The sequence below is a fragment of the Devosia alba genome (assembly GCF_039938915.1).
Lineage (GTDB): Bacteria > Pseudomonadota > Alphaproteobacteria > Rhizobiales > Devosiaceae > Devosia > Devosia alba.
The window spans coordinates 1-11,886 of sequence record NZ_JBDUUI010000030.1 but is presented as its reverse complement, the minus strand read 5'-3'; the positions used below and the strand labels follow the sequence as shown (position 1 = coordinate 11,886).

Here is an 11,886-nt window from a genome sequence, read left to right as displayed (position 1 = left end):
CGAAAAATACAAAAAGCCCGCACTGGAAACAGTGCGGGCTTCTTGCGTTCCAAAATAGACAATCATCGTGGCCAGATTCAGCAGCGGGTTGAACCGGGCCCACCAAGCAGCGTATCGATGGGGGGCGATGTCGTGCGGCAGCGCTCTATCCCGACCTCTCCTGCTGGATTGTTCAATGCGCTTTGTTCTCGTTCTGCTCGCTCTGCTGTTGTCGCCGGCGCTGGCCCAGGCTCAGGTGCCCTTTCTGCCCGGCACGGCGACGGAAACCGCCAGCGACAGCAATGCCGATGCCAGCATCGACGACTTGATCAGGATTATCGAGAATGACGCAAGCCGCGCGGCGCTGATCGAGCGGCTGAAGCAGGTCGAAGGCGATCCGGCCGGCGCGCCGACTGCAGAGCCGGCCATGGCAGATCTCAGCATTGTGCGCCAGGTGGCTGAATACACCCAGGCGGCAGCCGAGGGCGCTTCGGCGACCATTCGCTCCCTGGGCGCGGTGTTCCTGGACCTGCAGGCCGGGATCATTGGCACCGACAGCGCCAGTCTTGCCGCCTTCATGGAGATTGTCGGGCCCGTCCTGCTGGCGGCGGGCGGGCTGTTTGGCAGCTATCTGTTGCTGCGGATGCTCGCCCATATGCTGAGCCGCCGCATGGCGACAGGCCTTGAGACGGCGGGCTGGCTGCGCCGCGCGGGCGCCGCCTTGCTCGCGGTGCTGATGGATCTGAGCACGGTGCTGCTGGCCTGGGGCATCGGCTATGTGGTGGCCCTCAATTTTGCCGGACAGGTGCCGGGGCGCATGGGGATCAACCAGTCGCTGCTGCTCAATGCCTTCCTTGTGGTGGAAATCACCAAGCTGGCGGCGCGGGCCGTGCTGGCGCCGCGGCTGTCGGCGCTGCGGCTGTTGCCGGTCAACGACGACAATGCGGCCTATTGGTTCTTCTGGCTGAGCCGGATCATTTCGCTGATTGGCTACACCTTCCTGTTCATCGCGCCGCTGCTGGCGGGCAATCTGTCCACGGCGATCGCGGCTGCGGTCAAGGTGCTGGTGATGGCCACGGCTGCCACCATCGCCGTCATTATCATCATGCAGAACCGCGACGATGTCCGGCACTGGCTGGGCGGCCGCGCCAAGCAGCGGGACGATGGGCTCGGGCACTTCCTGGTGCTGCTGGGGCGGTACTGGCATGTGGTTGCCATTGCCTATCTGACCGCCTTGCTGGTGGTGTGGTTTGCCAATCCGGAAGAGGCGCTGCCTTTCATGCTGTCGGCGACGCTGCAATCGCTGATCGCGGTGATTGTCGGGGTGGTGATCGTCAGCTTCATCGCGCGCTTCGTCAGTACCGGGCTGAACCTGCCCGGCGATATCAAGGAGCGACTACCCCTGCTGGAGGTCCGGTTGAAGGCATTTGTCCCCACGGTGATGCAGGTGGTGCGCTGGGTGGTGATTATCGGTGTGCTGGTGGCCATTGCCCAGGCCTGGGCGCTGTTCGATTTTGCCGGCTGGATCAGCACCGAGGAAGGGCAGGGGGTTGCCGGCTCGGTGATTTCGGCGGCGCTGATCATCCTGGTTTGCCTGGCGCTCTATATTGCGGTGTCTTCCTGGGTGGAATTCCGGCTCAATCCCAATTTTGGCACGGTGCCAACATCGCGGGAAAAGACGCTGCTGGGGCTGTTTCGCAATGCCTTCACCATTGCCCTGGTGGTGTTCGGCGTGATGCTGGCGCTGGGTCAGATCGGGGTCAATATCGCGCCGCTGCTGGCTGGCGCCGGGGTGATCGGCCTGGCCATCGGTTTTGGTGCGCAAAAGCTGGTGCAGGACATCATCACCGGCATCTTCATCCAGTTCGAGAATGTGATGAATGAGGGCGATGTGGTGGAGGCGGCGGGCAAGACCGGGGTGGTGGAAAAACTCACCATTCGCTCGGTGACCATTCGCGACCTGAGTGGCACGGTGCATCTGATCCCGTTTTCCTCGGTTGATCAGGTTTCCAACATGGTGCGGGGCTTCTCATTCCATGTGGCGGAACTGGGCGTGGCCTATAACAGCGATATCGTCGCGGTGAAGCAGGCGATGTTTGATGCCTTTGATCGCCTGATGCAGAGCGAGCACAAGGATCATATTCTGGATAATCTGGAGATGCACGGCGTGACCGCCTTTGGCGATTCAGCCATTACGGTGCGGGCCCGGATCAAGACAGTGCCGGGCGAACAGTGGTCGACGGGCCGCGCCTATAATGAGTGCATCAAGACGGTGTTCGAAGAACGCGGCATCGAAATCCCCTACCCCCACGTCACCTATGTGCAGGGCGGCGAGGCGCGAGCCTCGGGGCGTGTGCTGCTGCCCTCGACTGACGAGACCGGGCCGAACGAGGGCTGACCCCGCTCTGATCGTGGCGCGGGGTGGGGACAAGGTGGCCAATCTGCCGCCGCAGCGCGGCGCAAGGCGACGGGTCGGCAAGGGTCCGCCCCCAACGATGACTGAAGCGCAAGCCTCCCCCGGTTGACGGCTTTGTGAAGGGGCGGGCGGTTTGCCTTAAGCCGCCCTTAATTTGGTGGGTTAATATTGTGATACGCGCCAGTTGCGGCACAGCGGGCGCAGAGCGTCATTGTTGTAAAATTGCGTATCACGAGGCTCGTCATGTTTGTTGCGGATGGCAGCATAATTCGGTTATCTCGCCGGCTTCCGGCGCTGGCACTGGTGGCCCTGCTCTCTCTGGGCGGGGTGGCGCCTGCCCTGGCCAATAGCGCCGACTTCGTGCGGTCGCTGTGGCCGCAGGCCGAAGCGCGCGGGGTGAGCCGCTCGGCTTTTGAGAGGGCCTTTGCCAGTTACAACTACCAGCCCAAGGTGATGGAACTGACCGGCAAGCAGCCCGAGTTCAGCCAGACGGTGCAGCAATATATCGACCGGCGCGTGACTGATGGGCAGGCGGCGAAGGGCCGGGCCATGCGGCAGGAGTGGAACCAGACGCTGACCGGTGCAGAGCAGCGCTGGGGCGTGCAGCCCGAGATCGTGCTGGCAATCTGGGGCATGGAAACCAATTTTGGCGGCTTCATGGGTGGCGAGAACACCATCCATGCGCTGGCGACGCTGACCGAGGGTGGGTATCGCGCCAGCTTCTTCCGCGAGGAATTGCTGACGGCGCTACGCATTGTCAGCGACGGACATGTGAGCGCCGATAACATGACGGGCTCGTGGGCCGGGGCGATGGGACATACCCAGTTCATGCCGTCGAGCTTCATACGGTTTGCCGTCGACTACAATGGCGACGGGCGCAAGGATATCTGGAACTCGGTGCAGGATGCGTTGGGCTCGACCGCCAATTACCTGAACAATTTCAAATGGCGGCCGGGCGAGACCTGGGGCTATGAAGTCAAGCTGCCCAGCGGCTTCGACTTTGCGCGGGCGCGGGCGATGGACCGAGCGCCGCTCAGCCAGTGGCAGGCTCTGGGCATTCAGCGAACATCAGGACGGGCCTTTCCGCGCCCCAACGATATCGGGCGGCTGTATATGCCGGCCGGCGCCAGCGGCCCGGTGTTTCTGCTGCTGCCCAATTTTGATGTGATCAAACGCTACAACAATTCGGACAGTTACGCGCTGGCGGTTGGTCATCTGGCCGACCGGATCATCGGCGGCGGTGATTTTGCAACGCCCTGGCCAGCTGGCGACTCGGCGTTGAACAAGGCGCAGCGGACGCAGTTGCAGACGCTGCTCGCGCAGGCCGGTTTTGATGTCGGAACGCCCGATGGCGTGGTGGGACCCAAGACCCGGGCAGCGGTTCGGGCCTATCAGAACAGGGTCGGTCTGCCGGCTGACGGGCATGTGTCCGGCCTGCTGTTGCAGCGCCTTCAACGTTAGCAGTCCGTTAACCATTCGGTAACCGTTTGGGAACAATCTGAGTTCGCTTAAGTAGAGGGCAGGCAAGTCTGAACAACCGAGACGCCTGCCCTCGCCCAGTTTGATGATGCCACAAATTGATCGGCTTTGCCGGCTATCGCAGTGGCTTTCTCCCGGTAGAACCAAATTCCCATGCCCAGACTGATCGTGATGCTTCGTCGTGGCCTGGTGGCCCTGCCCCTATTGCTGCTTGCCTCGTTGCCGGCCCCGGCTGTGGCGCTGTCGGTGATGGATCCATTCAACCTGCCGGCCTCGATGGATGGCGGGACCACCAAGGTGGGTGATGGCGTCGCTTACGCCGACGGGCCGCGCCACCGGCTGGACGTCTATGCGCCCGAAGCGCGCGGTGCCCCGGCCCCGGTGGTGTTCTTCATTTACGGCGGCGGCTGGAACCGGGGCGAGCGCAGTGACTATCAGTTTGTCGGACGGGCCCTGGCGGCGCGTGGCTTCGTGGCTGTCATCGCCGACTACCGGCTGGTGCCTGAGGTGCAGTATCCCGGGTTTCTGGAGGACAGCGCCAAGGCGCTGAAATGGGTGCAGGACAATATTGCCAATTATGGCGGCGATCCCGCCCGGCTGTTCCTGGCCGGGCATTCCGCCGGGGCCTACAATGCGACCATGCTGGCGCTCGACCCGTCGTTTCTGCGCGAATACGGGGTGACGATGAACGTTTTGGGCGTGGCCGCCTTGTCGGGGCCCTATGATTTCTATCCCTTTGAATATGGCGAGGTGCAGAATGCCTTCGGGGCGGCCCCCAATCCTGAAGGCACGCAGCCGATCAACCTGGTGACCGACCAGACGCCGCCCATGTATCTGGCGACGGGCACGACGGATCCAATCGTGCGGATGCAGAATACCGAGCGGTTCGCGGAAAAACTCAAGGATAGCGGGGTCTGGGTGACCACGCGCTATTATGAGGGATTTGGCCATATGGAGCCGGTGATCGCCATGGGGTCGCTGTGGCGCTGGCGGGCGCCGGTGCTCGAGGACATGGTGGCGTTCTTCCAGATGTTCGGCGCCTTTCCGAGCGGCGTGCCCTATGCCGCCGTGACCCCCGATCCGCCCGAACAGCTGCCTGAGGCAATTGCCCCAATGGAGCAGATTGTCAGCCAGCTCAACGCCATGTTCCAGCCAATCGAGAACTGACGCAGCTGCCGCCATTGCGCCGACAAGACAAAGCCGCCCGAAACTGGTTCCGGGCGGCTGAATGAGGGGCCAGTGCTATTCTGCGGCGTCAGCGGCGGCCGAGTTGAGCTGGCCGTATTTTTCGACGCCGATACTGTCGAGCAGCTCAAGCTGGGTCTCGAGGAAGTCGATGTGACCTTCCTCGTCGGTCAGCAGGGCTTCGAACAGGTTCTTGGTGACATAGTCGCCCAGTTCCTCGCAGAGCTCACGGCTGGCCTTGTAGGCGGCGCGCGCCTCGTATTCGCCAGCCAGATCGGCCTCAAGGACTTCCTTGATCGTCTGGCCGATGCGCAGCGGCGCGATGCGCTGCAGATTGGGATGGCCTTCCAGAAAGATGATGCGCTCGATCAGGCGATCGGCATGGTGCATCTCCTCAATGGATTCCGCACGCTCCTTGCTCGCCAGCTTCTTGAAACCCCAATCGTCGAGGAGACGGAAATGGACCCAGTACTGATTGACCGCACCGAGTTCGAGAAAGAGCGCCTCGTTAAGCCGCTCGATGACTTTTGCTTCGCCTTTCAAGACGTACTCCGCTTCGTTGCTGCTTGAGTTTTTCCAGCCCGGACTGCAATGAGACGAGTTCGCCAGAGGGCAGGGCTTGCTGTGCGTGGTAATTTTCGGTGACCCGGACGATAATGTCCACCACATTCGGCACGCAACCACCGCATTTAGCACGGCGGTCGAGTTCCTTGTAGACCTTGGCCGGGACGACCAACTGCCATGGATCGGCTCGCAACAGGTCCAGAACGATGTCCTCGATCTGTTTGGAGGTGATCATGTTGCACTGGCAAACAAGCATTAAACGGCCACGAATGAAGGCAAAATCAGGTGGCGGCATAAAGCGTCGTCAATAGCTGAATGTCAATGTCAGAATTGCCGCACTGACCGTCACCAGTCGACCTGATCCAGCCAGTCTGGCTGTCATGGCCCTTGCCCCGGTGCTCAAAGCGGTGGGGGCGATCCTGCGCTGCCATCTTGACGCGCCGCCGTCAGCCCCGGTGCCGGCGTCTTGCCCTGCTGCCGACGGGCGGCGATTACCGCCGCGGAGGCTGCGGTTCGATGGGCCGAGGAAAAGAACTCACGATGGGCCAGGATCAGGGTGGTGAGCAGGCAGGTGGCAATGGGGAGCCATTCGGAGACAAACCAGGCGACCGTCGCGACGGAAAAATAATAGGCGCGAATGCCGGAATTGAAATTGCGGGCGCCCAGCGCATTCATCCGGCTGATGGCGTCGATCTCGTCGGGGGAGGTGCTGCTGTCACTATCGATGGCGCCCAGCATGATGCAGAAGTGATTGAACTGCCGCAGCGACAGCGTAAAGGCAAAGAAGGCCATCACGAACATGGTCAGCATCACCAGCAGGTGAAGCTGCACGTCGAAGACCGAGTACACCCGGTTCAGCGACAGCGAGTTCAGCGCCGCCATCAGGGCGGGGACCTGGCCGAACACCGCGAAGATCGCCAAGATCAGCAGCACCGCCGTCGACGCCAGAAAACTCACCGAGCCCATGATGTTGCCCGACAAGATGGCATCGAAGGGCGATTGGCGCAGCGCCGCATTGGCGACCCAGCGGCGGCGCTGCAGATTCATGATCACCGACAGGGATGGCCGGCGTTTTTCGATCTGCGGCACAATGATATTATAGGCCAGATAGAACAGCAGCGGCGACAGGGTGGCGATGAGCGGGATGGTCAAGGGCGGCCCCATAATAGTGTTTCGACCCTGTTATAGCGTGATCCGCCAAAAAGGCGACGGAATCAAATCGGGCGCGGGAAGCGCCGGTGGATGGCCTCGATGCCGCCGAGCACTGCAGGCGACAGGGTGACGTCGGCAGCGCCGATGGCCAATGCCAGCTGCTCGGTGGTGGTGGCGCCAATGATTGATGAGGTGGTGAAGGGGCGTGACAGGGTAAAGGCGATGGCCATCTGCACGGGATTGAGGCCATGCTCGGCCGCCAGCGCCAGATAGGCAGCGACGGCCGCCTCTGAGTACTCATTGTAGCGCCAGAAGGATTTCTGATAGTCGGCACGGCTGCCCGGTGGCACTGCGCCACCCTGGTACTTGCCGGTCAGTAGGCCGCCCGCCAGCGGCGAATAGGCCAGCAGCCCGACCTGCTCGTGATGGCTGAGTTCGGCCATGTCCAGGTCGAACTGGCGCCGGGTGAGATTGTACTCGTTCTGCACCGAGGCGACGCGTGGCAGGCCCTTTTCCCCGGCGATGCGCAGCCATTGGGCAATGCCCCAGGTGGTCTCGTTGGAGACGCCGATATGCCGAATCTTGCCCTGCTTGACCAGGTCACCCAGGCCCTCGAGCATGTCCTCGATATTGTCGAGCACGTCAGCGGTATCCTGGGTGTGGGGGGCGTAGGTCCAGGAGCCTTCGAAATTGTAGCTGCCGCGCGAGGCCCAGTGGATCTGGTAGAGATCGATATAGTCAGTCTGCAGGCGGCGCAGGCTGTCATCGACCGCCTGGCGGATGGTGCCGGCACTGGCGCGGGAATTGTCGCGGATGAAGTCGACCGGCCCACCGGCGATCTTGGAGGCGAGGATCCACTGCTCGCGCTTGCCGGTCCTGTTGAACCAGGTGCCGATGATTTCCTCGGTGCGGCCCGAAGTCTGGGGGCTGCGTGGCACGGCATAGATCTCGGCCGTGTCCATGAAGTTGAGGCCGGCCTCGAGCGCCAGATCGATCTGGGCGTGGCCTTCGGCCTCGGTGTTCTGGCTGCCCCAGGTCATGGTGCCCAGGCAGATTTCGGTAACCCGCAGATCGGTGCGGCCAAGCGGATTCAATTTCATGGGGAGACAACTGAAATGCAGGAAAGACGCATTGAAGACTAACTGATTTGATCTGGAATGGTAGGTTTACAGCGTAAAAAACCGGGTTGTCAGAAAAGCGTCACTTAACGCGGTTTGGGGGTTGAGCATTCAACCGGTACCCCCTATATACCCCTCACGTCGCGGCACCGGCCGCACCGACGACAGGCCACACAGGCATTGTTATCGACATTGACGCGGGATGGAGCAGCCCGGTAGCTCGTCAGGCTCATAACCTGAAGGTCGCAGGTTCAAATCCTGCTCCCGCAACCAACGTAAGCCGTGACGTAAGGAAGCGCTCGAAAGAGCGCTTCCTCTTTTGTATTTGGGCATTCATCTCCTCTACGAAGCGGAGCTTTTCCTTGACGGTGAGAAGCTGACCGTTTGACCGCAGCGAAGCGTAATGGTCCCAAAACTCCTTCTTCAAGCGCGCTTCCTCCGCATTCCATGCCTCGAGAGTGGCCAGGAGGACCACCAGACGTCCATGGACTTCCAGCGCGACGCCTCGTGGCGCAAGCGGATGAACGACGATCTTCTCGATCATCGTACGCACCAGTTCCTTCCATGCCCGTGCGAGTTCGTTATCCGAGCCCAGGGTCGCCGCATGTCCCAGCGCGTGGGCGGCGAGGTTTAGAATTGCCTGATTCGGTACTGGCACTTTTACCTTGGCGGGCGCCTCGCGGGATTTACGCTCGGCGATCTGCTTCGAGAGTTCCTCCTTCGTCCGGTCGGCCTTCGCCATCTCCTCGATCATGGTGGCAGACCTCGCCCCCGCCTTGAACGCGAGAACGAGATTGTCGATTTCGACCTGCACCTTGCTTAGCTTGGTCTTGAGTTCCTTATCCGGCGCTTCGGATTTTCCTCTTGACGCCGAAAGGAGCTTGCTGGCGTTCGCCCTGATCTCCTCGATTACCGGCGGCGTGAGTAGTGCGTCGGGAATCGCCGAATTGACCCGCTGCTCCAATTGCTGGCGCGATATCGTTCTGGCATTGGTGCACCCCCTGTCCTTGCGGTGGTTCGTGCAGCCGTATCGGTCCGCGCCCATGATGGCGTATGGTCCACTACATTCCCCGCATTCGATCATGCCGGAGAACAGGTAGGCGGGCCGCCTGTTGCCGCTCAGTCTGTTTCCCGCGGCCTCCTCTACGATCTTGGTACGTAGGCTCTGCTGGACCTTCACCAGGTCCCATAGGGGCTGGTCCACGATCCGGAGCTCTGGCACCTCCACGATCTCGATTACCTGGGCGTCGTTGATCCGGGAGATGCGTTTCTCCGTCTCGGGGTTTTTCAGGTACCGCTGCCGGTTCCAGACTCTCACGCCGACGTAGGTCTCGTTGTTCAGTATCCCGGTTCCGCGCTTCTGCTGGCCACGAATCGTAGTGTCCCGCCACAGCTCGCCACCGGGTCCGCGTATCCCCTCGTCGTTGAGCGCCTTGGCGATGGCCCGGGGCGAGACGTCCAGGCTGTAATCCCTGAATATCCTTCTCACCACCTCCGCCTGCTCGGGATCGATGGCCCGTAGGCCGGGGATACGGTCGCCCCTGGAATCGTGCTGGATGACGATCTTGTAGCCGTAGGCCAAGCCAGCCACGGCCTTTCCGCGAAGCATATGGCCCCGTTGGCCCTGCCAGGTCTTGATTCGCACGTCGTCGAGTTGCTCTGCACTGACCAGGGCGCGGACACGTAGCTCCATGTCCGACATTGTGCCGCCCTTTTGGGAATAGTGCGCCTCGACTCCGTAGAACGGCAGGACCTTAAGCAGCTTTTCCGAGAGTTCGGGATCGCGGGTCAGCCGGTCGGGTGACGTGCAGACGATGATGTCGATCTTACCCCCCTTGACGAGTTCGAGGAGGTGCAGGACGCCCGGTCTCGTCTTGGAGGCCGCGCCCGATTTCGCCTCGTCGGTGATCCGCGCGACGACGGTCATGCACTTGGCAAGAGCATATTGGTCGCACTGCCGGAGTTGGTCCTCAATCGTGGCGGGGTTTTGCCGGTCCGTGGAGAATCGGGCGTACAATGCAGCCCGCGTCATGTTCGATCACATGCGTCGCGAAGGCGGGGGAAGCGGTAAGAGACGTGTTTATTTTCCATGGTAAACGAAATATCGCCCATCGCTCTGAATAAGGGAAGACGGCCGGCGGCCTGATTGTGAATTAGGGAGAGTCCCTTTCTCTCCGCCAGCACTCCAAAACACCTAGAGATTACAAAAACCTGAGGGTTTTTAGGGGTTTGTAACCGGGCCACTGGTACACAAGGGTGGTACACATGGGGTTGCGGATGCCGATGCCTTACCGACACAAGGATTCGGGGATTTTCTGGATGCGTCTCCGCGTCCCCGGGGACATCGCCAAGCTGGGCGGGAAGAAGGAAGAGAAGTTCAGCCTGGGGACCCGTGACCCCGACGTGGCCAAATCGGCGTTCCTCCGCGAGATGGCGAGGCTCGAAACACGCTGGCGCTCGATCCGCGCCGGTACGGCGACAATTTCCCACAAGGAAGCCGTCGCCATCGCCGGTGAGTTCTATCGCGATCTCGTCGCCGCCAACGAGGACGATCCGGGCGACCGCGACATTGCCCTGTCCCGGTTGCTCCTCGACCAGGTGGCAGCCCAGCATCCGCGCGTCAGGGTCATCGGTTCCGGCAATCCCGCCCTGACGTCGGCCATGCTCGAGCGCATCGGGAACCAGAACCAAGACGCGCTCAGGCGTTACCTGGACGGTCGCGGAGAGATCGTCGATCCGGAGAGTTTCGGGCGTATCCTCCAGGCGGTCAACAAGGGCATGGCCCAGGGGCGCGAGCAGGTGCTGCGCTTCGCCGAGGGCGACTACAGGCAGGACCCCGAGGCCAACAGGTTCCCGGAGCGCAAGGCCCCGGCTACGGAGCTGCCATCCGCTACGCAGGGTCCGGACCACTTCCTGTTGACCGATGTCTACGAGAGGTATGCCGACGAGAGCGAGCAGGCGCCGGCGACGCGCAAGAAATGGGCCGCCATCATCGCGACCGTCGCCGAGACCCATCCCGACATCCGGACCATCACGCCGGAATGGTGCGTCGCCTGGAAGGATAGCCTGGTCGCGCGGAAACTGGCGCCGAGGACGGTCAAGTTCGGGTACCTGGCCGCGCTGCGTTCCACCTGCGACTGGGCAAGGCGCAACCTCATCATCGCCACCAACCCGGCGGACGGCATCGGCCTGAAGGTCAAGAAGACGCCGCAGGCCCTGCAAATGAGAGGCTACGAGGACGACGAGGCGGGGATCGTCCTGCGCTTGACACTCGAGCCCGTCACCCAGCGGCTATCGGAACACCAGATCGCGGCGCGCCGCTGGATCCCCTGGATCTGCTGCTACTCGGGGGCCCGGGTCGGCGAGATAGCCCAACTCAGGAAGGAAGACGTCAAGGTAAAGGACGGCGTTCCGCTGTTGTGGATCACGCCCGAGGCGGGATCCGTCAAGGACGGCAATCCCCGCAATGTCGCGATCCATTCCCACCTGCTCGAACAGGGCTTTCTGGAATTCGTGGCCAACTCGAAGCCCGGCCCGCTGTTCTACAATCCCGTGCGGGCCCGTAGCGGCAGTGCCATGAACCCGCAGTACAAGAAGGTCGGCGAACGTATCGCCGCCTGGGTCCGCGCCAACGGGATCACCGACGAGAAGCTGGCGCCCAACCATGCCTGGAGACACCGGTTCAAGACGCTTTGCCGGGAACACGGGGTGGACCCGGGTACCCGCGACTATATCCAAGGGCAAGTACCCCACAACGAGGCCGAGAAGTACGGCAAGTTCAAGCCTGGCGCCCTTCGCCGCGAAATCGAGAAGCTGCCAAGGCTGGAAATCAATAATTCCGCTGCCGATGTTTGAGCAGTCGGTGAGTCAGCGCCGCAGCTCCGGCAAGAACTATTCAACTCGTCAGCCATAGCGTGTCCCCGGTATGCAGGTCGGCAATGGGGTCGAGGCTGTGTGAAAACTCCCGATTATGCTATGATCGGGCACTGCTTC

General features: G+C 61.9%; 9 protein-coding genes and 1 tRNA gene. 5 read left to right on the top strand and 5 right to left on the bottom strand.

The features are described 5' to 3' along the window. Positions 1–175: 175 nt before the first annotated feature. From ABFY71_RS18555 to ABFY71_RS18545, 3 genes are all read left to right on the top strand, one after another. Entirely contained in the window at positions 176–2,377 is a 2,202-nt protein-coding gene (locus tag ABFY71_RS18555) for a mechanosensitive ion channel domain-containing protein (RefSeq protein ID WP_347947361.1), read from the top strand. 261 nt (positions 2,378–2,638) lie between these two features. Next, positions 2,639–3,856, top strand: a complete 1,218-nt coding sequence (locus ABFY71_RS18550) for a lytic murein transglycosylase (RefSeq protein WP_347947360.1) — start codon at positions 2,639–2,641, stop codon at positions 3,854–3,856. Between the two features lie 171 nt (positions 3,857–4,027). Beyond that, the gene (locus tag ABFY71_RS18545) at positions 4,028–5,041 is read left to right on the top strand and encodes an alpha/beta hydrolase (protein ID WP_347947359.1); all 1,014 of its coding nucleotides are present in this window, start codon (positions 4,028–4,030) and stop codon (positions 5,039–5,041) included. Positions 5,042–5,116: 75 nt separating this feature from the next. Here the strand turns inward: ABFY71_RS18545 and bfr are convergent, their stop codons facing one another. The 4 genes from bfr to ABFY71_RS18525 all read right to left on the bottom strand — a co-directional run bounded on the left by bfr (position 5,117) and on the right by ABFY71_RS18525 (position 7,875). Next, entirely contained in the window at positions 5,117–5,602 is a 486-nt protein-coding gene (gene bfr / locus ABFY71_RS18540; protein WP_305582803.1) for a bacterioferritin, read from the bottom strand. Further along, positions 5,568–5,918 carry a (2Fe-2S)-binding protein gene (locus tag ABFY71_RS18535; protein ID WP_431021553.1) on the bottom strand — a complete coding sequence of 117 codons (351 nt, stop codon included), beginning with the start codon at positions 5,916–5,918 and terminating at the stop codon, positions 5,568–5,570. Before ABFY71_RS18535 ends, bfr begins: the two co-directional genes overlap by 35 nt. 104 nt (positions 5,919–6,022) lie before the next feature. Then, complete coding sequence (locus ABFY71_RS18530; RefSeq protein ID WP_347947358.1) at positions 6,023–6,775, bottom strand: DUF599 domain-containing protein; 753 nt, start codon at positions 6,773–6,775, stop codon at positions 6,023–6,025. Between the two features lie 62 nt (positions 6,776–6,837). Next, complete coding sequence (locus ABFY71_RS18525; RefSeq protein ID WP_347947357.1) at positions 6,838–7,875, bottom strand: aldo/keto reductase; 1,038 nt, start codon at positions 7,873–7,875, stop codon at positions 6,838–6,840. 214 nt (positions 7,876–8,089) lie between these two features. Between ABFY71_RS18525 and ABFY71_RS18520 the strand changes: the two genes are divergently transcribed. After that, positions 8,090–8,166, top strand: a tRNA-Met gene (locus tag ABFY71_RS18520). On the opposite strand, the gene ABFY71_RS19360 is transcribed toward ABFY71_RS18520, so the two are convergent. Continuing rightward, a complete protein-coding gene (locus ABFY71_RS19360; protein ID WP_431021554.1) occupies positions 8,123–9,925 on the bottom strand; it encodes a recombinase family protein in 1,803 nt (600 codons plus the stop codon). The genes ABFY71_RS18520 and ABFY71_RS19360 overlap by 44 nt on opposite strands. Before the next feature lie 233 nt (positions 9,926–10,158). Here ABFY71_RS19360 and ABFY71_RS18515 point away from each other — a divergent pair, with 233 nt between their 5' ends. Beyond that, positions 10,159–11,748, top strand: a complete 1,590-nt coding sequence (locus tag ABFY71_RS18515; RefSeq protein ID WP_347947356.1) for a DUF6538 domain-containing protein — start codon at positions 10,159–10,161, stop codon at positions 11,746–11,748. Positions 11,749–11,886 lie beyond the last annotated feature (138 nt).

Bases quoted from the DNA above. Each gene is read 5' to 3' on its own strand.
- ABFY71_RS18555 (WP_347947361.1), top strand. From the start codon at position 176: ATGCGCTTTGTTCTCGTTCTGCTCGCTCTGCTGTTGTCGCCGGCGCTG.
- ABFY71_RS18550 (WP_347947360.1), top strand. From the start codon at position 2,639: ATGTTTGTTGCGGATGGCAGCATAATTCGGTTATCTCGCCGGCTTCCG.
- ABFY71_RS18545 (WP_347947359.1), top strand. From the start codon at position 4,028: ATGCCCAGACTGATCGTGATGCTTCGTCGTGGCCTGGTGGCCCTGCCC.
- ABFY71_RS18535 (WP_431021553.1), bottom strand. From the start codon at position 5,918: ATGCCGCCACCTGATTTTGCCTTCATTCGTGGCCGTTTAATGCTTGTT.
- ABFY71_RS18525 (WP_347947357.1), bottom strand. From the start codon at position 7,875: ATGAAATTGAATCCGCTTGGCCGCACCGATCTGCGGGTTACCGAAATC.
- ABFY71_RS19360 (WP_431021554.1), bottom strand. From the start codon at position 9,925: ATGACGCGGGCTGCATTGTACGCCCGATTCTCCACGGACCGGCAAAAC.
- ABFY71_RS18515 (WP_347947356.1), top strand. From the start codon at position 10,159: ATGGGGTTGCGGATGCCGATGCCTTACCGACACAAGGATTCGGGGATT.